Consider the following 25,664-nt stretch of genomic DNA (forward strand, 5'->3'; position numbering starts at 1 on the left):
CTCAACGTAGAAGAAATAGGAAATAAACATCCATGAAACGTCACCTCAAGCTGGCTGCCGTCGTTGCGCTCACGTTCGCGGCTACCCATGCGTTCGCGCGCAATTCGATCGAAACGTATCCCATCGATAGCGCGCTGAAGTCGGAGGAGGGCAAAGTCAGTCAAGACATCGCGCTGTACTTTGCCGGCCAGCCGCATCCGATGGTGCTCAAGCGCTTCTCCGAAGCCGCGACGAACAAGAAGACGAGCGCGTTCGCCCGTAGCGACGAGGCCGCGTGCCAACACGTGTTTCTGTCGGCCGTGATCGCCCTGCAAAACCGTGCGCGCGAATTGGGCGCTAACGCGGTGATCGATATCAAGAGCAACTACCAGGATCAACTGACGTCGAGCGCAACGGAATTCACATGCGGCGCAGGCGCGGTGGTCGCTGGCGTCGCGCTGAAGGGCGACGTTGTGACGTTGAAGAAGTAAAGACGCGTCGCGGCTCGGGACGGCATGCGTGCCGCCGTGCCGAGCCCGAACAACGCGCGCTCGTTAGAGCGGTTTGCGCGCGGCGACGTTGACGAGCGTCTCGCGACGTTTGCCCGGCTGCGGACGATAAAGGCCGAGGCGTTCGAGCAAGCCGAAGTCTTTCGCGCGGCTCCACCAGAGGTAGGGCAGCGATACGTTGGATGGAGCGAAGACGAAACCGCGTGCGCGCAGCATCTCGAGATAACCGTCGGCGCTCTTTTGCACGTGCATCGGATGTCGAAACAGGAGCCGGATGACCCACGACTTGATATACGCGTCGGTCGATTCGGCGAAGAGCAGCAGGCCGCCCGGTTTCAGGACGCGCCAGAACGCGTCGAGCGCACGTTCTTGTTCGACGAGATGGTGGAACGTCTGGTGGCAAAAAACGATGTCGGCGCTGGCGTCGGGCAGCGGCAGCGCGGCGCAGTCGCCCTGCATGAGCTCGATGTCGACGTCAAGGCGCCGGCCTGCTTGTTCGGCAAGCTCGAGCGACGGCCGGTGGCAATCGATGCCGACGATCCGGCTCGGTGCGAACGCCTGCGCCAACAGCTTGAACGAGATGCCTTGCCCGCAGCCGACGTCGACGATGACGGGTGCGGGCGGCAGCGGTGCATCGACGAGTCGCTTCAGATCGTCGATGGCCACGCGCAGGACGTGATGCTCCCAGGTATGGGTGCGCAAGAACCACACGCCGAACGCGGTTTCGGGGACGAAAGCCGAGTGCTGGCGTGCGGCAGGCGATGAAGGGTTGGACACGTCGGTTTCCCCGGCGGATGGTCGTGGTTGCGATGCCGCGGATTGTAATGGGAACCGGCGAGGCGGTGTATCGAATGGCTGCACGGCCGACCTAGAACGGAAGTAACGGAAGTAACGGATATCAAGGACAAAAGACAATGAATACGCAATCTGGGGAAGTCGAGCAGATCGATGTCGCTGTGATCGGCGCGGGACCGGCCGGCGCCGTGGCGGCCGCGCTACTCGCCCGGGCGGGCCGCTCGGTGCTCGTGCTCGAGCGCCAGCACTTTCCGCGGTTTTCGATCGGCGAAAGCCTGTTGCCGCAGAGCATGGCCTATTTGGAAGAGGCTGGCATGCTGCAGGCGGTCGTCGAGGCAGGGTTTCAATATAAGAACGGGGCCTCGTTCGTTCACGGCGAGAAAGTTTCGTCGTTCGATTTCCGAGATAAGCATTCGCAAGGGTGGGGGACGACCTATCAGGTCGAGCGGGCGGTATTCGATCAACTGCTAATCCGCCGCGCGACCGAGCAAGGCGCGCAAGTGCGCTTCGGTCACACGGTTCGCGCGATGCAGACGGGCGATGCGCCCGTGCTGGAAGTGGCGGATGAAGCAGGGCGCGTCTATCGCGTCGCTTCGCGCTTCGTCTTCGACGCGAGCGGCTTCGGCCGCGTGCTGCCCCGGCTGCTCGGGCTCGAAACCCCTTCGCGCATGCCCGCGCGCGCCGCATTGTTCTCGCACGTCCAGGATGCGCTGCCCGCCGGCAGCACCGACCGCGACAAGATTTGCGTGGCCGTGCATCCGGAGCGCCGCGACGTATGGTATTGGATGATTCCGCTCGCAGGGGGCCGGACGTCGGTCGGATGTGTCGCCGACGCCGAGTTCCTCGATGTGCCGGAAGCCGAGCGCGAAGCGAAGCTGCGCGAACTCATTCTTGCCGAACCGACGGTCGCGCGTCTGCTCGGCAACGCGCCGTTCCTGATGCCCGTCAATCGCATCGGCGGCTACTCGGCCAATGTCGAACGCCTGCACGGCCCGGGCTTCGCGCTGCTCGGCAACGCGGGCGAATTCCTCGATCCCGTGTTTTCGTCGGGCGTGACGATCGCACTGCGTTCGGCGCATCTCGCGACGCAAACGCTACTGCGGCAACTCGACGGCGAGCGCGTCGATTGGGCGGCCGATTACGACGCGCCGCTGCGCAAGGGAATCGACACGTTCCGCGTCTTCGTCGAACGTTGGTACACGGGCGAATTGCAGGACATCATCTTCTACAAGAACCAAACGCCGAAGATTCGTCGAATGATCAGCTCGATTCTGGCGGGCTACGCTTGGGACGAAACCAATCCCTACGTGGCCGATCCCGTACGGCGCTTCAACGCGTTGCACGAAGTCTGCACGATGACGTCGGCCTGATTCGGCGCGAGTGTGCGGCGGCCCTTCGATGCGGGGGCCGCCGCGGCCCTTGCATGCGTCAACCGCGCCGGTGCACCCGCTTGCCCGCCGCGTAGGTTTCGAGCACGGCGCGGTCGTCGCCGAGCATCGCGAACGCGAACAGCCATTCTTCCGGCGACTGCGCGAGCCTAGTGCGGCGCGCGAGCAGCGGCGTCGCGTCGGGGTCGAGCACGATGAAGTCGGCCTCCGAGCCGGGACGCAGCGTTCCGATCGTATCGTCGAGCCCGAGCGCTTGCGCGGCGCCGGCCGTCGCGAGCCAGAACATTCGCTGCGCTGTGAGATGGTGCCCCGTCATGCGCGCGACCTTGTGCGCTTCGTTCATCGTCTGCAACATCGAAAAAGACGTGCCGCCGCCGACGTCCGTGCCGAGCGCAACGGGCATCTTCGCCTGGCCGGCTTTCTCGAAGTCGAACAGCCCGCTGCCGAGGAACAAATTCGACGTGGGGCAATGCGAGGCCACGGCGCCCGTTTCGGCCATGCGCGCGCGATCGTCGTCGTCCAAATAAATGCAATGGCCGTACACCGCTCGCCGGCGCAGCAGGCCGTAGTGCGCGTAGACATCGAGATAGCTGCGATGGCCGGGGAATAGCGACTTGACCCATTTCACTTCGTCGGTGTTTTCCGACACGTGGCTCTGGATGAAGACGTCGGGGTGCAAGCGGGCGAGCGCACCGCAGGCTTCCAACTGCTCCGGCGTCGAAGTCGGCGCGAAGCGCGGCGTGAGCGCGTAGAGCTGGCGTCCGCGCTTATGCCATCGTTCGATCAGCGCCGCACTGTCGTCGTAGCCCGATTGCGCGGTATCGCGCAGGAACTCGGGGCAGTGGCGGTCCATCAGCACCTTGCCTGCCACCATGCGCAAATTACGCGCCTCGCTCGCTTGGAACAGCGCGTCGGCCGAGCCCTTGTGGACGGTGCAATAGACGAGCGCGGTGGTCGTCCCGCAGGTTACGAGTTGATCGAGGAAGAACTCGGCTACGCTCGATGCGTGCGCGGGATCGGCAAAGCCGCGTTCGGTCGGGAACGTGTAGGTGTCGAGCCACGGCAGCAAGCCCGCCGCGGGCGACGCGATCATCTCCGTTTGCGGATAGTGCACGTGCGTATCGATGAAGCCCGGCGCGATCAGCTTGCCGGGCCGTTCGACCATGGCCGTCCCCGGCGTGAGCTGCGCCCGCAGCGACGCATAGGGCCCCGCCGCGACCACGCGTTCGCCTTCGACAATCAGCAATCCGTCTTCTTCGAAGCAGGCGCCCCCCGCCGTCGTAGCCGGGTCGCCCACGAAGGTCAGCAATTTGGCGCGAAAGGCGGTGCGCGGTGCGGTTTGATTCATGGTCGAACGTCTCTCTCTCAGTCTCGATGCAACAAAAAATGGCGTGGACGCTACGATGCGCGGCCGCACGACGCCTTCGTTGCGGGCGCAACGAAAAGGCATGGCACAAAGGCAGCCGGCGTGTGCGGCGGTCCGCGTCGGGAAATCAGTGAGGCGATGGGTGCGCCGGGCCCCAATAAGCGTCCAGCTTGTCGATCAGGCTCTGTCGTTCGACGGGCGAGACGAACGATGCCTCGAAGCCGTTGCGCAGGATCGTGTACACCTCGTCCTCGTTCAGGCTGAGCGCTTCGACCGTCGCGAAATAGTTGGCATTGACGTAGCCGCCGAAGTACGCGGGATCGTCGGAGTTGACCGTCACCGCCACGCCTTGCGCCAACAATTGCTTGAGCGTGTGCTGCTTCATGTCGTCGAACACGCGCAGTTTGATGTTCGAGAGCGGGCAGATAGTGAGCGCGATGCGCGAGTCGGCTAGGCGCGACACCAGCGCCGAATCTTCGATACTGCGCACGCCGTGATCGACGCGATCGACCTTGAGCACGTCGAGCGCTTCGTGCACGTAGGCGGGCGGGCCTTCCTCGCCGGCATGCGCGACAAGCTTTAAGCCGCGTGCGCGCGCCTTCGCGAAAACGCGCTCGAATTTGGACGGCGGATGGCCGCGTTCGGACGAATCGAGCCCGACGCCGATCAGGCGATGGGCGTAGGTGTCGAACAACGGGAGCGCCGCTTCGTAGGTCGCGAGCGCATCGGCCTCGGTCAGGTGGCGCAAGAAGCACAGAATGAGCTTGCTCGTCATGCCGCGCTGCTCGCCTTCGGCCAGCGCGCGCTCGATGCCCGCTACGGCCGTGCTGATCGCCACGCCGCGTTCGGTGTGCGTTTGCGGATCGAAGAAGATTTCGGCATGGACGACGTTGTCGGCCAGGGCGCGTTCGACATAGGCCGCGGTCATCGTGTAGAAATCTTCTTCCGTCAGCAGCACGCTGGCGCCGGCGTAATAAATGTCGAGAAACGATTGCAGATCGGTGAACTCGTAAGCGCGTTTCAGGGCCTCGATCGATTCGTACGAGAGCTTGACGCCGTTGCGTTTCGCGAGCGCGAAGATCACTTCGGGCTCGAGCGAGCCTTCGATATGGATGTGCAACTCGGCTTTAGGTGCGCCGGCGATTTTTTTAGCTAAGGTTGGTGTCATGGTCGGTCAGCGGTTGCAGCATGGAAAACGGTTGATCGGGTACGGCCGCGGGCGCGGCGCGCGCGGCTTCGGCAGCTTGCAGCAACTGTGCGGCGGCGGACAGCGCGATGACTTCGGGCGCTTTGTCGTCGATCCCGTCGATGCCGATCGGGCACACCATGCGGGCGATACGTGCCGGATCGAGGCCGTGCGCGGCCAGTTGCAGCTCGAACTGCTTGCGCTTCGTGTGCGAGCCGATCATGCCGAAAAAAAGAAAATCGTCGCGCCGCAAAATGCGCTCGGCCAGCACGAAATCGCGCGCGTGGTTGTGCGTCATGACGACGAACGCCGTGCCCGGTGCGGCTTCGTCCACGGCCGTCTCGGGCGCGGCCTTCGCATCGATCGTCACGTTGGACCATTGCGCGCTCGCCGGTGCCGGCGGAAACGGCGCTCCTGGCTCGTCCACCCAGCGCACGCGGCACGGTAACGTTGCCAGTATCCGCGCGAACGCCGTACCCACGTGTCCGGCACCGAACAGCATGACGGGGAATTCGCGCGAGACGATCGTCTCCGTCAGCAGGAGGTTGCCTTCGTCGAAACCGGCGCCGTCCCAAAGCAGGCAATCGGGCGCTTGGATGCCTTCGTCGATGTCTGTTAGCCGCACGGGTTCGTGCAAGGGGCCGAACGATACGCTGCGCTGCGTCGCTTTGCCCGCGTGCAGGCGTTTCGCCAGCGCGGCCACCCAGTCGAGGTCGCCGACATCCGCGCGTTCGAAGGCGAGCACGACCGCGCCGCCGCAGCATTGTCCGAGGCTAGGCCCGAGCGACAGCCGTTCCAGGCGGCGCGCACGCGGGACGCGCATGCCGTCGCGCAGCACCTCGCGGGCGATCTCGATCGCCCGCCATTCGAGATGACCGCCGCCGATCGTGTAGCGTGCGCTGTCGCGGGTGACGATCATCTTCGCGCCGGCTTCGCGCGGCGTCGAACCCTCCACGCGGGCGACGGTGACGAGCACGACGGCATCGCCGTGCGCGAGCAATTGCTGCAATTCGGTGAGCCAGGGTTGCATGCGGTCGTCGTGCTCCGTTCAAGCTGTGCCGGGCACGCTCGCTGGCGGCGGCGAAGGTTCGGCAGCGGTGGCGTTACCGGTAGACGTTGCACGGTTCGTGCCATGGTCGTCCGGGGCATTGAAGCGATCGATCGCCGTCAGGATCGCTTCCGGGGTGGCGGGGGCGACGAGCGGCGGCGCGTGGCGGGCGTCGGGACGGGTGGCGGCGATGGCGTCGCGCATGGCTAGAAAAACCGAAAACGCGAGCAAGAGCGGGGGCTCGCCCACCGCCTTCGAGCGAAAGACGGTTGGCTCGGCGTTCTCGTTGGCATACAGCCGCACGTCGAACGCGGCCGGCGTATCGCTGACCGCCGGAATCTTGTAGGTGGACGGCGCATGCGTCATCAAGCGCCCGTCGCGGTTCCACCAGAGCGTTTCGGTCGTGAGCCAGCCCATCCCTTGAATGAACCCGCCTTCGATTTGGCCGATGTCTATGGCCGGATTGATCGAGCGGCCGACATCGTGCAGCAAATCGGCACGGACGAGTTTGGATTCGCCGGTCAGCGTATCGACGACGACTTCGGACACCGCCGCGCCGTAGGCGAAGTAGTAGAAGGGATGTCCTGTCATCGAGCCCGCATCCCAATGGATCTTCGGCGTCGCGTAAAAGCCGTCTGACCATAACTGGATGCGAGCGAGGTAGGCTGCGGCGACGAGCTGGGCGAAGGCCATTGCGCCGCGCTCGCCGATCGCCTGGCCGTGCTCGAAACGGACGTCGGTCGCTTCGCCGCCGAGCGTGCGCGCGGCCAGTTCCGCAAGCCGTGCGCGAATCGTCAGCGCGGCGGCTTCTGCCGCTTTGCCGTTCAGGTCGCTGCCCGTCGATGCGGCCGTGGCCGACGTGTTCGCCACTTTCGACGTGTCGGCGGCCGTGACGCGTACCTGCGCGAGCGGCAGCCCGAACACGTGCGCGACCACTTGCGCGACCTTCGTGTTGACGCCTTGGCCCATTTCCGTGCCGCCGTGATTGACGAGGACGGAGCCGTCGCGATAAACGTGCACGAGCGCACCGGCTTGGTTCAGGAAGGCGACATTGAACGAGATGCCGAACTTGACCGGCGAGAACGCGATGCCGCGCTTCAGCACGGGGCTTGCCGCATTGAAGGCGGCGATGGCGTCGCGGCGTGCGCGATACTCGCTCGTCTCGAGCAGACGGGCCGTCAAGGGCGCGAGGAGGTTGTCTTCGACGCGCTGGCCGTAAGGCGTCACGTCGCGTTCGCCGATGCCGTAATAGTTGGCGAGCCGGACGTCGAGCGGATCGCGGCCGAGCGCACGGGCAATGCCGTCAAGCAAGATCTCGGTGACGAGCGCGCCTTGCGGCCCGCCGAAGCCGCGAAAAGCCGTGTTCGACTGCGTGTTCGTCTTGCACGAGAGCGCGACGATTTCGACGTCCGAGAGGAAATAGGCGTTGTCGACGTGACAGACGGCGCGCGTGGCGACGGCGCCCGACAAGTCGGCGGAATAGCCGGCCCTCAACGCGATCTCGACGCGCAATCCGAGTACGCGTCCTTCGTCGTCGAATCCGGCTTCGTAGCGGTAGAGCGCATCGTGACGCTTGCCGGTGATGAGAAAATCGTCGTCGCGGTCGATACGCACTTTGACGGGACGCCCTAGGCGCGTGCAGGCGAGGGCGGCGACGCAAGCGAACAGCGCCGATTGCGATTCCTTTCCGCCGAAGCCACCGCCCATGCGCCGGCATTCGCAGACGACATGGTGCGCAGGCCGGCCCAGCACGTGCGCGACGACGGCTTGCATCTCGCTCGGATGCTGGGTCGAGCTATAGACGTGCACGCCGTCGCGCTCGGTCGGCATCGCGTAGGCGACTTGCCCTTCGAGATAAAACTGTTCTTGGCCGCCGACTTCGAATTCGCCGGCCAAACGGTGCGGTGCGCGGGCAATGCGTTCGGCGGGCGCGCCTCGCGCCAAGCGTTGCGGCGGCAACACGTAATGGTGGCGCGCTCTCGCTTCGGCGATCGTCAGCACGGGCTCGAGCGGCTCGTAGCGCACCACGTCGTCGCTCTTGGCGAGCGTCGCGGCGCGCCGCGCGAGTTCGTACGAGGTGGCGACGACGGCAAATATCGGCTGACCGACATATTGAACGAGATCGTCGGCGAGAATCGGGTCGTCGTGCACGACGGGGCCGCAATTGTTTTCGCCGGGAATGTCGGCCGCGGTCAACACGGCCACGACGCCCGGCGCCGCGCGCACCGCGGAGACGTCGAGCGAGAGGATATGCGCGTGCGCGTGTCGCGAGAGGCCCAGCGCGACATGAAGCGTGCCGGCCAGTTCGGGCAGGTCGTCGGTATAGCGTGCTTCGCCGCTCACGTGCAGCTCGGCCGATTCGTGCGGCAACGGTACGCCGATCGCGCGGTCGGCATCGGGCGATGGCGCGCTCGGCGAGGTGGGCAGGGCGGTAGGCCTCGGGGGCGGCATGTCGGTCGGCAGATTCATGGCGCCTCCTGGCCGCGCGCATGCGCGTCATCGAACGCACAGGCGAATGCATCGACTTCGGCGAGCGCAAGCGGGGCATGCTCGCGCGTTTCCAGCCAGAACCGCAGTAGCAAGTTGCGCGCAACGGCCGAGCGATAGCCGCTGGATGCGCGCAGGTCCGTCAGCGGTCGATAGTCGCTGGCTAGCGCATCCATGGCGCGACGCACGGCGGGTTCGTCCCATGCGCTGCCGACGAGCGCCGCTTCCGCGCGCGTCGCGCGCTTGGGCGTGGCCGCCATGCCGCCGAAGGCGATCCGCGCGCGTTCGACGGTGCCGTCGACGACATGGATCGAAAATGCCGCGCACACGGCGGATATATCCTGATCGTAGCGCTTGGAAACTTTGTACGTCCTGAAACGCAGCGTGGGCTCGGGACGCTCGATGCGCAGCGCGACGACGAATTCGCCCGCCGCGAGCGCGGTCTGTTGGTAGCCGAGGTAGAACGCGTCGAGCGGCATCGAACGCCGATCGCGGCCGCGGCGCAGGACGATTTGTGCGTCCAGCGCAATGAGGGCGGGCATCGAATCACCGATCGGCGAACCGTTGGCGACGTTGCCGCCGAGCGTGCCGGCGTTGCGCACGGGAAGGGATGCGAAGCGCTTGCCGAGTTCCGCGAGTTCGGGGTAATCGACGACGAGCGCGGCATAGGCGTCCTCGAGTGTGACGGCCGCACCGATCGAGAGCGTGGCTGCATCGCGTTCGATCGTGGCAAGTTCGGGCACACGGCCGACGTAAAGCAAATCGCCGAGATCGCGCAGTTGCTTCGTCGCCCATAGCCCGACGTCCGTGCTGCCCGCGAGCACGAGCGCGTCCGGGTGCTCGGCGCGTAGCTGCGCGAATGCGTTCAGCGACGCGGGTGCCCAAAAACGGTTTTGACCGAACGCGCTGCCGCGCACGTCGGGGCCTTCGTAGGCGAAGACTTCGCCCGGCTCGCGCTGAATCCGGTGCAACGCTTGCACGATCGGTGCGCGCTCGAGTGCCACGGGGGCATGTCGCTCGGCATCGAGCATCTGCTGAGCGGCTTCGACGATCGGACGATAGCCGGTGCAGCGGCACAAGTTGCCCGACAGCGCCGTCGCGATCTCGTCGCGTGTCGGCAGGCCGGCGCCCTTCGGATGGTTTTCGTAGAGCGCCCACATCGACATCGCGAAGCCCGGCGTGCAAAAGCCGCATTGCGAGCCGTGGCAATCCACGAGCGCTTGCTGAACCGGGTGGAGCGTGCCGTCGGCCGCGCGCAGATCCTCGACCGTGAAGAGGGCGCATCCGTCCAGCGTCGGCAGGAAACGAATGCAGGCGTTGACGGCTTTGAGCCGGAGTTGGCCCTGTGCGTCGAGTTCGCCGACGACAACCGTGCAGGCTCCGCAATCGCCTTCCGCGCATCCTTCCTTGGTGCCCGTGCAGCGCAAATCCTCGCGCAGGTACTGCAGCACCGTGCGCGTGACGGGCACGCCCGATACCTCACGGATGGCGCCGCGATAGTAGAAGCGGATGGGAGCGACGCACGCGCGTTCCATATGAAAGCAAAACCCCAAAAGGTGGCACCAGGCGCGCGTTACGCGATGACCGGCCGTAGGCCTCGCGCACGTGGATCGCCATCCATGACCGAAGATAGCACCGACACACGCTGAAGATATCGTTCGAGGCTGATGGGCGCTATCAGCGGACCGTCATGACATCGTTAGGATTCGTTCGGCGAGCCAACGTTGCCGCGGGGACGGGGGTAAGACGGTGAGGTCTATCGGGTTTACCCGGCTCGGGATGTCGAAACCATGGCGAGGGTTCCGCGGCGGGCATTGCCGATGCACGTCGCGGGCCCTGAAGGGAAGTTCGGCGCCCTGTGGTGCGCGATGTCAGATGGCGTTGAGCCGGCGACGGTCGCGGCGGCGCCACAGGCTTGCCGCGACGGGCACGAACGTCAGAACGAACGCGATCAGGGCCCAACCGGGCAGCAAGATACCGAGGATCGGCGGATAGACCGTTTCGCACAGGCCGCCGACCTTGAAGACGCTCGGCAGCCAATGGGCGGGCGGCAGGCTGTCGACGACGGGCTGCAACGCATCGAAGCCGCAGCTGAAGCCCGGGTTCAGTTGGATGTACAGGTGCCGCGCGGCTCCTGCCATGCCGGCCACCGCAGCAATCGCGATGAGCGTCTCGAATAATGCGATCCCGCGCCAGCCTTTGCGTGCGGCACCGACGAACGCGAATAGGGCGATCAGCAGGAACAGGTAGCGCTGGATGATGCACAGCGGGCACGGGTCTTCGTGCAGCGCGAACTGCAGATAAAGCGCGCCGCCGACGAGGCCTAGGCAGAGGAACCCGAGCAGCACGAGAAGACTGCGCTCGCGGCGCAGCGAAGACGTATCGTTCATGTGTGGTACGCACCCCGGAAATGGAATTCGCTGAATTCTAGGTGTTTTCGCTTAAATGGTCGTTAAACCCACGCATCGCAAAAGGGAACGAGACGGGGCGCCGATCGGCCGGTCCTTGGCTGCTAGCCGTCAGGTTCCGGCCGGGTGCGGGCGGGTGTGGGCGATCCCTCAGCGGATCGACTCGAGCACGCGCTCCACGGCGCGCGCCATGCCGAGCAGGGCGTCGTCGGCATGCGGCGCGGAAGCCAGCATCAGGCCGACAGGGGCCTCGCCGCGCGGGTGACAGGGCAGCGACACGGCGCAGGCGTCGAGCATATTGAAGATGTTCGGGTTGCGCAGGACGAGCCCGTTGAGGCGCGCGTACTCGGCATCGTCGGCATCGCAATCGGCGACGCGCGGCGGCACGATCGGCACCGTGGGCGCGACGATCGCATCGAAGCGCTGCCACAGGGTGCGCTGCGCCATCTCGAGCAGGGCGGCCCGCTCGGCTAGCAAATCGATGTAATCGGCCGCCGACGCCGATTCGCCCTTTTTGATCCGCACGAGGACGCGCGGGTCGTAGCGCTCGCCGTGCGTTTCCAAGAGCCGGCGATGCCACGCGTACGCTTCGATCGACGAGAGACGGAAGCGCTCGGCCCATTCCGGCCGATCCAGCGGCCCGAAATGGACGTCCGCGACAATCGCGCCCGCGGCCTCCAGGTGTTTCGTTGCCGTTTCGAAGGCGGCGGCGACCGCCGGCTCCATGCCGTCGGTGACGAAATGCGTGAGCAAGCCGAGCCGCATCCCTTCGAGCGGACGTGCCTCGGGTACCTGCGGCGGCAGGCCGGCGAGCATGCGATCGACGAGGGCGCAGCACGAGACGGACACGCCGATCGGGCCGAACGAATCGAGGGTGGTCGAGAGCGGCACGGCGCCTTGTCTCGGCACGCGGCTCGCGGTCGGCTTGAAGCCTGTCAGTCCGCAAAACGCGGCCGGAATGCGGATCGACCCGCCCGTGTCGCTGCCGAGCGCGACGGCGGCCATGCCGTCGGCGACCGATGCCGCTGCGCCCGAGGACGATCCGCCCGCAATGCGCGCCTCGCCCGGCTCGCCGCGCCGATAAGGCGAAAGCGGCGTGCCGTAGTGCGGATTCAAGCCGAGCCCCGAGTAGGCGAATTCGGTCATGTTCGTGCGCCCGACGATGACCGCGCCCGCGTGCCGCAGGCGGGCGACGGCGGGGGCATCGGCGCCAGCCGGCGCGGCGTCCGCCAGGGCCTTGGAGCCGGCCCGCGTGACTTGGCCTTCGACGTCGAACAGATCCTTCACCGATACCGGAATGCCCGCGAGCGGCGACAGGACGGTGCCCGCGGCGCGCAAGCGGTCGAGCGCGTCGGCGCATGCGCGCGCGCGGTCCGCGTCCACCTCGGTGAAGACCGTGGATCCTTGCCCGGCGGGATCGGCAATACGCTCGAGCGCTGTCTCGACTAGCGCGCGGCTCGTCGTCCGGCCCTGAGCCAAATCGGCGGCGAGTCGAGCGAGCGGCGCAAAGGGAACGAAATCGGTAGCCATACAGTATCGGGTCGGAGTCGAAGGGGGCGCAGGGGCGGGGCGCCGGCACATCGCCGCAAGCACAGCGCACGTGGGGGCGAAGCGGGGCGCGCTGCCGCTGCAACGCATCTTTAGCGCTTACGATTGTAACTGCTGGCCCTCGCGACGCAGAGAATGGAATCGCGCGGGCGCGGCAAGCGGAGCTAATTTGCGAGCCATCGGTGCGCTGGCGGATAATGAACCCATTTCATCGCTTCGCGTACGAGACGCGCCTGCCCATCGTCATGAGCGAAAACACGCCGCCGCCCCGTGCCGGACAGTCCGGCCCCGATTCATCCGTCCCGTCTCCGGCTACGTCGCCGGATTCCCCCGAAACCGCGCGAGCGATAGCCGCCGCGCCCGCCACCCCAGCCTCTGCACCGCCCACTACGCCCCCGCTTCCGCCCGCTTCTGGCTCCGGCGCGTCTGCGGGAAGTGCGGACGAGCCGCCCGGAGTGCCGGGCGCAGTTGGAGTCGCGACCACGTCGAATACGACCGACACGCCTAGCGCCGCCTCGCGTGCTTCGAGCGACGCGCTGGAGTCGGCCTCGGCCATCGCTTCCGAGCCCGGCACGCCCCCAGCGACGACGCACGCGGCGGATGCCGCGCAGGCGCGCAGCGCGGCGACCGAGCAGACAGCGGCGCAGGAACACGCGGCCCAATCCGGGCGCGCGCCTGGCGCACCGCCGCCGGGCTTCGGCGCACCGCCGGATTTCGATACCTCCCGTCCGCCGCCCGCGAGCACCGTGGCGCAGACGCAGCCTGCGTACCTGCGGCAAAACGACTCAGCCTGGTCCGTGTTGGGACGCACAATTGCGGCGCGTGCGCGGCAGTTGTTCGACCGAGCGGGGCAGCGTATCACTCAGCGCACGCTGCGCATCGGCGTCTCGGCTCGGATCTTCCATCCGGAGCCCGGCGCGCGGGGGCTGCGCGGCAAGACGCTGCAGTATCTCGAAGAATCGGTGGCGCATTGGGTCATGTCGCGCGACGTGATGGTCTTCATGATCCCGACGGTCGGCCATCAAGGGATGCTTCATCCGAGCAACATCCGCTTGCGCGATTACGCGAAGCACCTGGACGGCTTGTTGCTCCAAGGCGGCGCGGACGTCTCGCCGCAGACCTACGCGGCAAGCGACATGCGGCCGGAATGGCCCGGCGATCGCGTGCGCGACATGTACGAACTCGAGTTGCTGTACGAGTTCATCGAATCGGGCAAGCCCGTGCTCGGCGTTTGCCGCGGTTGCCAATTGATCAACGTGGCGTTCGGCGGCACGCTCTACCAGGACATCGCCACGGAAGTGCCGACGGCGGGCGTGCACGTCAGCGAGTTTTACGATCAGCATCGGCACTCGGTGCGGTTCCCCGACGGCTCCTCGCTCGCCAGCATGTTCCCGGGGCGGCGCGAAGCCGTCGTCAACTCGATCCATCACCAAGCCGTGAAGACGCTCGGGCGGGACTTGAATATCGAGGCCGTGTCGGCGGGCGATGGACTCATCGAAGCCGTGCGTTATCGGCGCGCACCGTTCGTCGTGGGCGTGCAATGGCACCCGGAATTTCATCGGGCGGGCGGGCCCGAACTACTGGACTGCACACCGCTCTTGGACACGTTCCTGCGCGCGGCGCGCGAGACACGGTTCTAAGCCGCGGCCCGATCATGCTCGAGCGAGCCGTTTGTCGTTTGGGCTTGCGCGCTCGGATCGTTCCGATCTCTCGGCGGGTCGTCCGAGCCGCAACAGCCGTGTCTTTCGATGGGTCTTTCGATGTGCGTGTATCGGATCGATACAAAAAGTGTTGACACGTTTCAGCGGTTTATACATAATCTCGCTTCTCCGGTGCACGACGTTTAGCGAGTGAATCGGTGGAAGCAAACTGCGGGAGTAGCTCAGTTGGTAGAGCGCAACCTTGCCAAGGTTGAGGTCGCGAGTTCGAGACTCGTCTCCCGCTCCAGTTTCGATGAGGTATGTCGTACGAAGCGATTCGTTGTCGATGGGTCGTTCGTCGAGATGCCGCCAAGTAGTTAGTAGGATCACGCGGGAGTAGCTCAGTTGGTAGAGCGCAACCTTGCCAAGGTTGAGGTCGCGAGTTCGAGACTCGTCTCCCGCTCCAGGTATAGGGGAAGCTAAGCTTCCCTTTTTGTTTAGCGGCCCTGCCGGCTTGCTGAACCGATATGCTGGGACGTTGCGCAGCCGTTCGGCGCCTAATGTTTCGGTAAATCCGCTTTCGGCGCGATAGCAAAGCGGTTATGCAGCGGCCTGCAAAGCCGTGTAGGCCGGTTCGACTCCGGCTCGCGCCTCCAAATTGAAACCCTGACCAGTCTCGGCTCGTCAGGGTTTTTCTTTTTCCGTGGTCGTTTCGTGGCGGCGTAGCGGCGCAGTAACAGGAGCGGCCTCTCGGCCGCGCTTCGCTCGTGCGCTGTCAGGGCGATTCGCTCGCGGCGCTCGCACGCATCGGCAATTTACCGTCTCCGTACTCGCGCAGCACCTTCGCAATGACGACGCGATAGCCGTCCAGCCAGCGCGATTGTTTCGCCTTCGCCTCGAGATGCGCCGGATGCCGAATCAATTGCAGCAGCGCTTCCTCGGATGCCCAGTAGTAGACGTTCTGAATGAGCCCAGCGTCCGCATTTTCCCAAGTCTCTTCGCCCAGGTAGCCCGGTATGCTGCGCGCGGCTTGGGCAATTTGTTCGTCCAGACGATGGAATTGCTCGTCGTACTGGCCGGCTTTGAAGATGAACGTCGAAGCGTACATAGCGGTCACGTCGAATGTAGGTAGCGATAAGGCGGAGTGCCGGCGCGGCGCGGGCATGCGCCTCGACTCCGGCGAGCCCTACCGCGTACTCATTTGGACGGCCAGGCCAGCAGCTTGATGCCTGTGGCCGCGAATACCACCGCGAGCGATCCTTCGAGCCCGCGGCGGGCACGAGTATAAAAGCGACGCGCCGATTCCATCGAGAAAAGCAACGCATACCCGCTGAATACGACGCAACCGATCGCGGCGCACCCCGGAATGACGGCAGCGTGAGCGGTACCCGAACCGTTCGACGACAGCGCGACGATCGACACCCAGACGAGGACGGCCTTCGGGTTCGTCAGATGCAGCAAGGCGCCCTTCGTATAGAGCGCTTTGAGCGTCGCGGGCCGCTGCGCTTTGGATGCGGTGGCGACGGACGCAGACAGCGCCGTGCGCCCCGATTTGAATGCGAGCCACAGCAGATAGAGGCCGCCGACGATCTTGATCGCGACGATGAAATGCGAATAGGCGATCAACGCCGCCGAGATGCCCACCGTTGCGACGGTTGCCCAAAACATCGAACCCGAAATGACGCCGGCCGCGAACGCGAGCGCCGCTCTGCGACCTTCGTTGGCTGCAATGGACATGATCGCGAGGTTGCTGGGACCGGGGCTCGCCGTACCGACAAAATACGCGGCATAGGCGAGCAGCAGGTTGGCGGAGAAAAGAGTATTGCCGGACATGGTGGCCCTTTGAGTAGCAATGGAGAAACCGTCGCTCGATTGTTACGCAACGCGGGCCATCCGCCAGGGTCAATTGCGCGAAGTTTTACCGGGCCAGTCGCACGAATCGCCGCGCTAGGCTTGCTTGCGCGCGGCGGCGGCGAGCATCGCGTCGCCGATCGGACACTCTCCGGCGGCACGAAGCGCCTCGCCTGCGCCTCGAATGTCGCGCACTTCTTTGTTCTGGCCGAGTTTGCTTTTGCCGACCAATTGCGTGATGTCGATTTGCAAGCCCACGATCGACTTGAGCAGCGTATCGATGTAGTCGCTCGGCGCATCGCTCATCTTCCATGGCCGAGGTTGCGAGGCTTCGTGCGTCCGCGTGAGCCGTGCGACCAAACCGCGAACGAATTTCTCGTCGTCGCGAATGGCGATCCGCCCGTGCGCATGGACGACGATGTAATTCCATGTCGGCACTTGCCGATGAAGCTCGTGCTTGCTCGGATACCAGTTCGGCGAGATGTAGGCGTCGCCCGCCCGAAAAACCACGAGCACTTCGTCGCCGTCCGCGACCTCTTGCCATACCGGATTGGCTCTCGCCACGTGGGCACGCAGGACACCGAGTTCGCCTTCGCCCGGCGCGAGTTCGAACGGAATATGGTTCGCGTCGAGTCCGTTTCTACCGTGCGTCACCAGCATGCCGAACGGATGTTGCTCGATGCAGGCGTGCAGCACGTCTTTGCGAGGTTCGTTGAAATCGGCGGGGATGTACATAGCGGTTCCGGAAATGATCGGCGAGCGACGGCGCGAGACGCCGAGTGCACGCGTGGGAGTCTACGGCCATTGTGGGAGAAAACGGGCCTATTCTAAAGGCCCAACCGTCGGCTTAGGGCGTGTTCGTCAAGCCAATAGCGCTACGGTGCGTTCGAATGCGGACCGATACGCATCCACGAGCGTTCGCGCGGTACGTTGCAATTGTGCCGGGTCGACTTCGAACGCGGCATCGACGCCACGTGCCAAGTCGCCGATACCGATTTCGTCCGGGACCTCCGCGTCTTCCCACGCGGCGGCGAACGACGTCTGCTTGCTCGGCCCGGCGGCGCGTGCGGGATGCCGTAGGTTGACGCGCGGCAGTGCGAACGCCGCCGCGACGATTCTTCCGTGGAGACTGCTGCCGCAATAGGCGCGGCTGTTCGCGATCAGCGCGCAGATGTCCCAGACGTTCGGCGATGTCATCAAGTACGCCGTTGCCGTGCGCATTCGCTGCCGCGTGCGTTCGTACACGGCCAAGTCGTCGTGCCAGGGTGCGATCCCGGCACGAAAGAACGCAATGCCGACTCCGTGCGTTGCTGCGACCGCATCGAGCTGGGCGGCGAGGGTGTCTAGGGTTCGATCGTCGCCAAAATCGGCGCTGAACTGGACGGCGACATAGCCGTTGGGGCATGCGTCGCGGATCGATGCAACCGCTTCACTGGTGGCATGGTCGCCGATCGTGCGGCCAAACAGCTCCGCGACCATGACCGCCGGATCGGGCAATAACCTCGCGGCGATCCCGGCGTCGAGCAGGGTCTTTTGCGTGACCGTATCGCGGACGGAGACGTCATCCGCTCGGCGAAGCGCGTCGATCACTTCCGCGGCCATCGCGGGATCGCGGTCTTCGAGGCCGACGCCGCCGACTGCGTTGAACACGACGCGGCGTGCCCGCGTGAACTGCGCTTTCGACAAGACGTACGGCGCGCGCATGGGGAGCCCGAGATGCGTCATGGCCCATTTGGCCGGCGCTTGTCTCCATGCGGCGTGCGCTTCGATGATCGGCATCGCGCGTTCGGCCGGCGAGAGCATGACGGTCGCTTCCCAAGCATCGCAGGTGAGTAGTTCGCCGCCGACGTGAACGATGTCGAATGCCTGGTCGGCAAAGGTCGACGCGAGCGTCGCGATGGCCTGCACCGAATGGCCCCCGTACGGGCTGAGGTCGCATTCGAGTAATCCGGCGAAGCGAATCGTGCGGCCCGGAAGCATCCGGGCGAGCACGTGGGGGAAGAGCATGTCGCCGAAGTTGTGCCGATCGAATGCACCGAAGAGCACGGTAACAGGATCGGACGAGGCGTCGGTCATGGGCTATCTCTGAGGGGGCAGGCATGCCGTAGCGCGGCATGCGATGCGCAACGATGGCCATGGTACGCGACGGGGGGCCACGCGGGGCTGGCTTGAAAGGCCTAGCCTGCGCCGCATCGTGCACGGCCTTCATTTGGTCCTAAATGTGCGGGTCGGTAGCAAGGTTTCATCGTTGTTGCACTACCGTCGGTCCTTTTTTCGTTACGACAAAAGGGGAAAGGGATCATGACGACTCCCGAAGCGCACTGCGAAGCCGACTATCCGACATCGGCGGGCACATGACGACCTATCACGGAAAGAAGATCCTCGACCTCGGGTCGTTTCCGAAATGGTTGAGCGCCGCCTACAGTGCATGTCCGGCGGCCATTCCTCGTGGCTTGCAGTCCGAAGTGGTTTCCATCGAAGACGCGCACTTGCGCGTCACCGCCGAAGACGTCACCGCAGTCGACGATGTGCCTCGATGGCCGCTTGCTGCGTATGAGGGCTACGGCGTACGCGCGAGCGATGTGAATCCAACACCTGCTGTGAGGCCCGCCATTTTGGATTTCCTCCCTGACAGCCCGAACAAGCATCAGCGGGTCGACAAGCCATTGATAGATCCGCTGCCACCGAAGCACATAGTAGACACCCTGGCCCATGGGGTCTTGCCTGAGGGCGTGGATGCGGTCGTTCCCCGCGAAGCCGACAAGGCGCCGGACTCGGCGTGGTTCAAGCAGATTTGGTTATGGCGGTCGCCGCGCCCAGGAACCGGTGTCATCGCTCGTGCGAGCGATGTGGCCGCCGGACAACGCCTGATCGCGAAGGGTCAGCGCCTCACCGTCGAGCGCCAAGCAGCATTGATCGCTGCGGGTGTGCGCGAAATCAAAGTGACCAAGCGCCCGCGAATTGGCGTCGTCGTTTCCAGCTATGACCGCTGCGCACCGCTCGCCTCTCGCAGTGACTGGCAAACCACGGATGCCTGTGGGCCCTATATTCGTTTGCTTTTGCAGCGCTGGGGCTTCGATGTTCCACCCGTCGAATATCTATCGCCGCCTCCGATGGCGGGGCTGACCCTTGAGACGCGCCGGGCCGGCGAAGGTCAGTATCGGCAACGGGTTAGGGAACTTGCTCAGCGATACGACTTGATTATCGGCAGTGGTATCTCCGAATTGTCATCGTATCGGGATCTTGGCTTGAACTGCCTGCGATGGTTCGACAACTACGGAATGGATCACGCTAATCGGGTTAATCAGACGCCGGGTGGATACTTCAACTTCGCCACTAGCCCGGATCGCTCACCGCCGTTTAAGGAGACCATCAAGGAGGTCGACGAGCACGGTCGGTTGCGTAGTTGCCTTCAAATTCACCACCGGGATCAGGCCACCTTGATCAACCTGCCGGGTTCTCAGAGTTCGGTCGCTGTTTTGATGCATGTGTTTGTGCGGCGAGTCATCGACATGTACGAGTTCGTCGACACGCCCGGCCCCTATTGGGAAATCGGCGAACTCGTCCATGACGTCGAATGTGATCGAGCGACGAATCTCATGCGATGGGCAAAGCTCGTCTGGGGCGTGCGTGGCGAACCATTGATCGAACTCTTACCCGCCCAGGAGCGGCATTGCATTGCGGCCTTTCTCGATGCCGAGGTCATAGCCGCCATCCCTGCCGGAAACGGCCGTCTCGGGGTGGGCAGCCGCGTTCACTTCCTGCGCTTGGACCCGACGCGACAGCCCGCTGCGCCCAATTGCGCCAAACCCGAACCGATCGAAATCATTCCCGACGCAATCCAACCGACCGAACCCGAGCCCATGCAACCTCAAATGACTGTCGCCGAATCGTGGCAACGCCTCGACGGCTGGCTGCAGTCGATGCCGGCGGCGGCCCCGGAAGGGTTCAAGGCGCCAGCTTGCGACGCGGAGATACACCTTCTCGAACGCGCACTCGGTGCCAAGCTGCCCGACGATTTCGTCGCGAGCGTGAAAATCCATAACGGGCAAGCCGATCGATGCATGGGATGTTTCAACGGCGACAACTTGCTCGACGTCCGGGGCATCCTCAGGGAGTGGACGTCCTGGCGCGATCTCGTGGTCGAAGGCGCGTTCGACGGAATCACGTCGGATCCGGACGGCGGCATCAAGGACGATTGGTTCAACCTGCAATGGATTCCCTTCGCCGCAAACGGTATGGGCGATTGTTTATGTCTCGATCTCGATCCCGCGCCCGGCGGCACGGTCGGCCAAGTCATTCGTGTCTTGCACGACGATGAGCGTCGCGAGTGCCTGGCGGCGAGCTTCGAGCAGTGGCTGGATGGCATGGTCAAAGAACTTACCGGCCTCGCGCATCAGGACGAGTAGAACAAACAACCGGGGCAGCGGGGCAAGCTAGGGGAACAAGCCCGCGTCCAAAGGCTGGCCGGCTCGGTGGCGTTGTCCAGCCCGTCATTCGGGACGACCCGACGCCCGTCATCGTGGCCGCTGGAAATTGCCAGCGCGCCGCGGGATAATCGCCGGGTACCGAATGTCTTTGACCCTGCCCATGACCGATTCCACCCACGACCCGCACGAATTCCCCGATTGGCGCTGGAAACCCTTTTCCGCACTGACCGCCTCGGAAGTCTACGACATGTTACAGGCGCGCAATGCCGTGTTCGTCGTAGAACAGCAGTGCGTCTATAACGACGTCGATGGGCTCGACCAGGACGCGTGGCACTTGTTCGCTTATTCGGGTCACGCAGAAGCGTCGGCAGGCACATTGCGCAACGGCGGTGGGTCGATGCCGGCGCTCGCCGGCTATCTCCGTGTTTTGCTGCCCGATGCGTCGGATAGCGACGTGCGCATCGGCCGCGTGCTGACGACCGCGGGTTTTCGCGGTATCGGCTTAGGCAGTGCCATGCTCGAGCAAGCGCTGAAGCATATCGTCGCGCAGTGGCCCGATGCAGCGATCAAGCTGCATGCGCAGGCGCATCTCCAAATGTTCTATGGCGCATTCGGCTTCGAGCCGATTTCCGAAGTGCATGACGAGGACGGCATCCCGCACGTCTGGATGCGCTCGGTCTAGTCCAGCCGCATTCCCCTCGCAACGTAAGTCGCCTGCTCCACCTCGAGCGAACTATCGCGATCCGAAGCCACCGCGCGCAGCATGACGCGTCACGGCGCGCGGGCGGGATGCGGCGCTTCCAACGCGATCTCCCGGCGCTCCTCGATCAGCCGTTCGCGCGCCGAAAGCCGCATCCAGTGCCGCAACGCAATCAAAGCGCCGAATACGCTCATCATCGAGCCCGGAATCCAGAGCAGCAACCCGCCGATCTGTTGGTCGCGGATCGGACTGATCCAGGTGAAAGCGCGCCCGCAGATCGAATAGATCGGATAGAGTTCACGCGGCGTGAAAAAGATCAACGCGCCTAGGACGATTTGCGGCGGAATGGCTGCGATGACGATCATGATCCGCCGTCCCGGCGACAGCCGCGCGGGCGGTGCGGGCCGCGGATCGAGTACGAGCCACCAGAACAAGAGGCCGTCCACCACCATGCTCCAGTTCATGATTCGATAAAGGCGCCAGTCGAGCATCGCCTTGAAGTGGATCGGCGACAGCAGCCAAAAGTAGATGAGCCCGACGAAGAGCAGGACGGCGACAACGGGATGAAACACGACGTCGAACAACGCGCGCATCGGTTTCGTCCGCACGGCGGGCCCGATGAAACGTTGGCGCCAGCGGAACGGGATGCCTGCCCGCAGTGCGGCGCCCGGATAAGACCACGCGATGAAGAACGGGCCAAGATGATGCAGCACGAGGTGCTGCAAGCGATGCATGAAGAACTCGTGCTCGAAGTAGTAATCGAGCCGAGTGTGCAAGGCGATGTAAAGCGCGACGAGCCCGAACCAGAACGAAACCTGGCGCAGCAGCGAGACCCGCGCATGCCGCACGCCGCGCGCATAGAGAATCGCCGCGGCGAGCACAGCGACGACGACCGTCGGCGACGGTTCCCAAGGATCGAGCCAATAAAGCAGATTCATGGCGGTTTTCGGCTTACTTCGCCATGGCCGGCGATTCGAGGGCAAACGGCGGGTGGAACGTTTCGCCGGTGGTGAACATCCGCACTTCAAGCCCCCTGTTCGATGACCCGCCGCAAGTCGTGTGCGATGGCATCGGGCGTATCGTTGCTCGTTGCCAGCAGCCGCGCGCGCCCGTCGCGATCGAAGACATAAACAGCGGAGCTGTGCGTGACTTCGTAGCTGCCGTTCGGGTCGCGCTTTTCCATCTGGTACGCGACACGATAGCGCTTCGCGAGCGCTTCGACTTGTGCGTCGGTGCCCGTCAGGCCCCGAATGTGCTCGGCGTCGAACGCCGTGACGTATTCGTGCAGGGCTTGCGGCGTATCGCGCGCCGGATCCACCGAAATGAAGAGGATGCGGACCTGCTTTGCGTCGTCGGCCGGTAACTTAGCGAGCACCTGCATCAGCCGCGCCATGGTTTCGGGGCAAACGTCGGGACAATGCGTGTAACCGAAATAGACAAGCGTCGTCTTGCCGCGAAACGCCGATCCGGTCACGCTCTGGCCCGTGTCTTCCGTCAAGGTGAACGCCAGATCGGGAAGATGGCCCGTTACGTTGGTCAGTTGCCACGGGCCGCCGTCGTGCGAGCAGCCGGCAATGAGCGCGGCGCAGGCAAGGCCGATCAAGCTTCGGACGACTCGCAAGGAAGCGGGGCGGGGGCGCCGAGCGCCAGGCCCACGTGGCGAGGCTCGATCGACAGCGAAAGGCGCGAGAGCGACAGCGGGAGCGGGAACAGCATCGGCATCGGCCGATTCGCCGGGTGGCGGCCCGGCTCGGAGAACACAGTGCGACATACGTGACTCGTGAGGTGCGTCAGCGCCGCGGGGCCGCCCTCGCTGGGCAGCGCCGACAGGGCGGCTGCGAGGCAGGGACTATAGCGCAAATACCTTTCCGTTACCGTTCGCGCCGTTGATGTCGGTCAATACCGAGGCAATTTGCCGCAGGAGCAGGCAAGATACGGGGCAGGGAATCCGCGTCGCGTCGCCGCTTCGGGGCTGGGGTGTTTTCAAGGCGTTCTTGCTCGAAAAGGCGACGCAAGCGCGGTAAGATGCGCAAACTTTTCCGGTTCTGCATGGCTATAAGCCGTGTCGAGCCGTCACGCGAACCAACCTGATGCAATCTTTACCGGCTTTTCTGTCTCCGAGCGAGACGGCGTTCTTCTTCGATTTCGACGGCACGCTCGTCGAACTTGCGTCCACGCCCGACGGCGTGGTCGTACCGCCGGGCGTCGTCGATTCGCTGGCGCAATTGCGCGATTTGACGCGTGGCGCCGTGGCGGTCGTGTCCGGCCGCGGCATCGACAGCATCGATGCGTTCCTCGGCATGCCCGATCTGCCTATTGCTGGGTTGCACGGCGCCGAGCGGCGCGACGCGAGCGGCGACACGGTGAGGCTCGGCTTCAACGATGCACGCCTGCTGCGCATGGAAAAGGTGCTGGAGCAACTCGTCAACGCGCACCCGGGCACGCTGCTCGAGATCAAGGGCGCGGCGCTAGCGGTCCACTTCCGCAACGCGCCGCTCGCCGAGACGGCGGCGCGCGAAGCGACGCAGCGTCTGGTGGACGAACACGCCGACGCTTACGTGCTGCAGCCCGGCAAGATGGTCTACGAAATCAAGCCGAAAAACGTCGATAAAGGGCGCGCGGTCGCGGCCTTCCTCGATGAACCGCCGTTCGCCGGCCGCATGCCCGTTTTCGCGGGCGACGATTTGACCGACGAAAAGGCGTTTGCGCTCGTCAACGAACGCGGCGGCGTATCGATCAAGGTCGGTGCCGGCGATACCTCGGCGCGCATGCGCGTCGATTCGGTCGGCGCGTTCGCCCTCTGGCTCGCCGATATTGTCCGCGCGGCACGGCAAGCGTCATGAGTCGCCTCATCATCGTGTCGAACCGGGTTGCGCCGATTTCGGAGGGCGGCCCGGCAGCGGGCGGGCTCGCCGTCGGCGTGTACGACGCACTCAAGGAGACGGGCGGCATGTGGTTCGGCTGGAGCGGCGAAGTCGTCTCGTCCGGCCAACCCCAACTGCAGCTCGTCGAACAAGGCCCCGTCACGTTCGCCACGATCGGGCTCGCACGGCGCGATTACGATCAGTACTACCGAGGCTTTTCGAACGCGACGCTATGGCCCGCGTTCCACTATCGCGCCGATCTGATTCAATACGATCGCCACGATTTCGAAGGCTATTGGCGCGTCAATACCTGGCTTGCCCAGCAGCTCGTGCCGCTGCTGCGCGCCGACGACGTGATCTGGGTGCACGACTACCATCTGATCCCATTCGCACAAGCGCTGCGCGCGGCCGGTGTGAAGAACCGGATCGGCTTTTTCCTGCATATTCCCTTTCCGGCAGCCCAGGTGCTGCTGGCCATTCCGCCGCATCGCGCGCTGGCCGAAGCGCTGTGTTCGTTCGATCTGCTCGGGTTTCAGACGCAAGCGGACGTGCGCGCCTTTTGCGACTACGTCGTGCATGAAGCGGGCGGCGAGATCGAAGGCGGCGCGCGCCGCGGCCCGTTCGTCGCGGGTGCGCCCGCGCTCGTGCGCGCCTTCGGACGCTCGTTGCAGGCGGCTGCGTATCCGATCGGCGTCTATCCCGACGAAATCGCGCAGCTCGCGAAAGCCGGCGCGCGCGGCAAATCGGTTCGCACCATGCGTCAGACGTTGCACGATCGCAAGCTCATCATGAGCGTGGACCGGCTCGACTATTCGAAAGGCCTCGTCGAACGCTTTCGCGCCTTCGAGCGGTTGCTCGATCAGGTGCCGGCCTGCCGCAACAACGTCTCGTTCGTGCAGATCGCGCCGCCCACGCGCGCGGATATGCATGCCTATCAGGACATCCGGTTGCGGCTCGAATCCGAACTCGGCCGGATCAACGGCCGCTTCGCCGAACTCGATTGGACGCCGATCCGGTATATCCATCGGCAGTACGAGCGATCCGTGCTGGCCGCGTTATTTCGTGAATCGCACGTCGGCTACGTCACGCCGCTGCGCGACGGCATGAATCTCGTCGCAAAGGAATATGTCTCCGCGCAAGATCCCGACGATCCAGGCGTGCTGGTGCTCTCGCGCTTCGCCGGCGCGGCGGACGAGCTGACGGGTGCGCTGATCGTCAATCCGATCGACATCGACGGGATGGCGCAAGCGCTGGCTCAGGCGCTGTCGATGCCGCTCGCCGAACGGCGTGCGCGCTATCGCGACATGATCGCCCAGCTGCGCAGCAACAACGTGTCGGTTTGGCGCGATACGTTCCTGCGCGATCTGTCGCAAAGCGGCGGTGCGCAGCCGGCGGAAAGCTCGGCGGGCGGGAAGGGCGCGGCAGCGCGCGCCAAGACGGCGCGCAAGCGGGTGGCGGCCTGAGG

General features: G+C 64.7%; 22 protein-coding genes and 3 tRNA genes. 10 read left to right on the plus strand and 15 right to left on the minus strand.

The window, feature by feature from the left end; translation table 11 throughout:
- Positions 1 to 32: 32 nt before the first annotated feature.
- The gene (locus ACTHN9_RS19415) at positions 33 to 470 is read left to right on the plus strand and encodes an excinuclease ABC subunit A (protein WP_440538400.1); all 438 of its coding nucleotides are present in this window, start codon (positions 33 to 35) and stop codon (positions 468 to 470) included.
- 63 nt (positions 471 to 533) lie between these two features.
- On the opposite strand, the gene ACTHN9_RS19420 is transcribed toward ACTHN9_RS19415, so the two are convergent.
- The gene (locus ACTHN9_RS19420; RefSeq protein ID WP_440538401.1) at positions 534 to 1,265 is read right to left on the minus strand and encodes a class I SAM-dependent methyltransferase; all 732 of its coding nucleotides are present in this window, start codon (positions 1,263 to 1,265) and stop codon (positions 534 to 536) included.
- Positions 1,266 to 1,402: 137 nt separating this feature from the next.
- On the opposite strand from ACTHN9_RS19420, the gene ACTHN9_RS19425 reads away from it, so the two are divergent.
- Entirely contained in the window at positions 1,403 to 2,653 is a 1,251-nt protein-coding gene (locus ACTHN9_RS19425) for an NAD(P)/FAD-dependent oxidoreductase (RefSeq protein ID WP_440538402.1), read from the plus strand.
- Positions 2,654 to 2,711: 58 nt separating this feature from the next.
- Here the strand turns inward: ACTHN9_RS19425 and guaD are convergent, their stop codons facing one another.
- The 7 genes from guaD to ACTHN9_RS19460 form a co-directional block, all read right to left on the minus strand.
- The gene (gene guaD, locus ACTHN9_RS19430) at positions 2,712 to 4,019 is read right to left on the minus strand and encodes a guanine deaminase (RefSeq protein ID WP_440538403.1); all 1,308 of its coding nucleotides are present in this window, start codon (positions 4,017 to 4,019) and stop codon (positions 2,712 to 2,714) included.
- 145 nt (positions 4,020 to 4,164) lie between these two features.
- Complete coding sequence (locus ACTHN9_RS19435; protein ID WP_440538404.1) at positions 4,165 to 5,205, minus strand: adenosine deaminase; 1,041 nt, start codon at positions 5,203 to 5,205, stop codon at positions 4,165 to 4,167.
- Positions 5,186 to 6,253 (minus strand): xanthine dehydrogenase accessory protein XdhC, encoded by a 1,068-nt coding sequence (xdhC, locus tag ACTHN9_RS19440; protein WP_440538405.1) that lies wholly within the window; start codon positions 6,251 to 6,253, stop codon positions 5,186 to 5,188. Before xdhC ends, ACTHN9_RS19435 begins: the two co-directional genes overlap by 20 nt.
- Before the next feature lie 18 nt (positions 6,254 to 6,271).
- Positions 6,272 to 8,722 (minus strand): xanthine dehydrogenase molybdopterin binding subunit, encoded by a 2,451-nt coding sequence (gene xdhB, locus ACTHN9_RS19445; protein WP_440538432.1) that lies wholly within the window; start codon positions 8,720 to 8,722, stop codon positions 6,272 to 6,274.
- A 14-nt stretch (positions 8,723 to 8,736) separates the two neighbouring features.
- Entirely contained in the window at positions 8,737 to 10,293 is a 1,557-nt protein-coding gene (xdhA, locus tag ACTHN9_RS19450) for a xanthine dehydrogenase small subunit (protein ID WP_440538406.1), read from the minus strand.
- 336 nt (positions 10,294 to 10,629) lie between these two features.
- Complete coding sequence (locus ACTHN9_RS19455) at positions 10,630 to 11,148, minus strand: disulfide bond formation protein B (RefSeq protein WP_440538407.1); 519 nt, start codon at positions 11,146 to 11,148, stop codon at positions 10,630 to 10,632.
- Between the two features lie 168 nt (positions 11,149 to 11,316).
- Positions 11,317 to 12,696 carry an amidase gene (locus tag ACTHN9_RS19460; protein ID WP_440538408.1) on the minus strand — a complete coding sequence of 460 codons (1,380 nt, stop codon included), beginning with the start codon at positions 12,694 to 12,696 and terminating at the stop codon, positions 11,317 to 11,319.
- A gap of 263 nt (positions 12,697 to 12,959) precedes the next feature.
- On the opposite strand from ACTHN9_RS19460, the gene ACTHN9_RS19465 reads away from it, so the two are divergent.
- The 4 genes from ACTHN9_RS19465 to ACTHN9_RS19480 all read left to right on the plus strand — a co-directional run bounded on the left by ACTHN9_RS19465 (position 12,960) and on the right by ACTHN9_RS19480 (position 15,010).
- On the plus strand, positions 12,960 to 14,354 hold the full coding sequence (locus ACTHN9_RS19465; protein ID WP_440538433.1) for a gamma-glutamyl-gamma-aminobutyrate hydrolase family protein: 1,395 nt from the start codon (positions 12,960 to 12,962) through the stop codon (positions 14,352 to 14,354).
- Between the two features lie 231 nt (positions 14,355 to 14,585).
- Positions 14,586 to 14,661: transfer RNA gene (locus ACTHN9_RS19470), tRNA-Gly, on the plus strand.
- Between the two features lie 83 nt (positions 14,662 to 14,744).
- Positions 14,745 to 14,820: transfer RNA gene (locus tag ACTHN9_RS19475), tRNA-Gly, on the plus strand.
- A gap of 116 nt (positions 14,821 to 14,936) precedes the next feature.
- A tRNA-Cys gene (locus ACTHN9_RS19480) sits at positions 14,937 to 15,010 on the plus strand.
- Positions 15,011 to 15,129: 119 nt separating this feature from the next.
- Here ACTHN9_RS19480 and ACTHN9_RS19485 read toward each other — a convergent pair.
- The 4 genes from ACTHN9_RS19485 to ACTHN9_RS19500 all read right to left on the minus strand — a co-directional run bounded on the left by ACTHN9_RS19485 (position 15,130) and on the right by ACTHN9_RS19500 (position 18,281).
- Complete coding sequence (locus ACTHN9_RS19485; RefSeq protein WP_440538409.1) at positions 15,130 to 15,462, minus strand: antibiotic biosynthesis monooxygenase family protein; 333 nt, start codon at positions 15,460 to 15,462, stop codon at positions 15,130 to 15,132.
- 89 nt (positions 15,463 to 15,551) lie between these two features.
- A complete protein-coding gene (locus tag ACTHN9_RS19490) occupies positions 15,552 to 16,187 on the minus strand; it encodes a LysE family translocator (protein ID WP_440538410.1) in 636 nt (211 codons plus the stop codon).
- 114 nt (positions 16,188 to 16,301) lie between these two features.
- A complete protein-coding gene (locus tag ACTHN9_RS19495; RefSeq protein WP_440538411.1) occupies positions 16,302 to 16,940 on the minus strand; it encodes an FMN-binding negative transcriptional regulator in 639 nt (212 codons plus the stop codon).
- 126 nt (positions 16,941 to 17,066) lie between these two features.
- A complete protein-coding gene (locus ACTHN9_RS19500) occupies positions 17,067 to 18,281 on the minus strand; it encodes a polysaccharide pyruvyl transferase family protein (RefSeq protein WP_440538412.1) in 1,215 nt (404 codons plus the stop codon).
- Between the two features lie 278 nt (positions 18,282 to 18,559).
- Here ACTHN9_RS19500 and ACTHN9_RS19505 point away from each other — a divergent pair, with 278 nt between their 5' ends.
- Positions 18,560 to 20,614, plus strand: a complete 2,055-nt coding sequence (locus tag ACTHN9_RS19505; RefSeq protein ID WP_440538413.1) for an SMI1/KNR4 family protein — start codon at positions 18,560 to 18,562, stop codon at positions 20,612 to 20,614.
- A gap of 181 nt (positions 20,615 to 20,795) precedes the next feature.
- Positions 20,796 to 21,317 carry a GNAT family N-acetyltransferase gene (locus tag ACTHN9_RS19510; RefSeq protein WP_440538414.1) on the plus strand — a complete coding sequence of 174 codons (522 nt, stop codon included), beginning with the start codon at positions 20,796 to 20,798 and terminating at the stop codon, positions 21,315 to 21,317.
- A gap of 89 nt (positions 21,318 to 21,406) precedes the next feature.
- On the opposite strand, the gene ACTHN9_RS19515 is transcribed toward ACTHN9_RS19510, so the two are convergent.
- From ACTHN9_RS19515 to ACTHN9_RS19525, 3 genes are all read right to left on the minus strand, one after another.
- Positions 21,407 to 22,273, minus strand: coding sequence for a cytochrome c oxidase assembly protein (locus ACTHN9_RS19515; RefSeq protein WP_440538415.1), 867 nt, complete (start codon positions 22,271 to 22,273; stop codon positions 21,407 to 21,409).
- An 86-nt stretch (positions 22,274 to 22,359) separates the two neighbouring features.
- Positions 22,360 to 22,956, minus strand: a complete 597-nt coding sequence (locus ACTHN9_RS19520; RefSeq protein ID WP_440538416.1) for an SCO family protein — start codon at positions 22,954 to 22,956, stop codon at positions 22,360 to 22,362.
- The gene (locus tag ACTHN9_RS19525) at positions 22,935 to 23,195 is read right to left on the minus strand and encodes a hypothetical protein (protein WP_440538417.1); all 261 of its coding nucleotides are present in this window, start codon (positions 23,193 to 23,195) and stop codon (positions 22,935 to 22,937) included. Before ACTHN9_RS19525 ends, ACTHN9_RS19520 begins: the two co-directional genes overlap by 22 nt.
- Positions 23,196 to 23,425: 230 nt before the next feature.
- On the opposite strand from ACTHN9_RS19525, the gene otsB reads away from it, so the two are divergent.
- Positions 23,426 to 24,178 carry a trehalose-phosphatase gene (gene otsB, locus ACTHN9_RS19530; protein WP_440538418.1) on the plus strand — a complete coding sequence of 251 codons (753 nt, stop codon included), beginning with the start codon at positions 23,426 to 23,428 and terminating at the stop codon, positions 24,176 to 24,178.
- Positions 24,175 to 25,662, plus strand: a complete 1,488-nt coding sequence (otsA, locus tag ACTHN9_RS19535) for an alpha,alpha-trehalose-phosphate synthase (UDP-forming) (RefSeq protein WP_440538419.1) — start codon at positions 24,175 to 24,177, stop codon at positions 25,660 to 25,662. The genes otsB and otsA overlap by 4 nt, the downstream gene beginning before the upstream one ends.
- The last annotated feature ends 2 nt before the right edge of the window (positions 25,663 to 25,664 follow it).

It is taken from the genome of Trinickia sp. (assembly GCF_051953405.1).
GTDB lineage: Bacteria > Pseudomonadota > Gammaproteobacteria > Burkholderiales > Burkholderiaceae > Trinickia.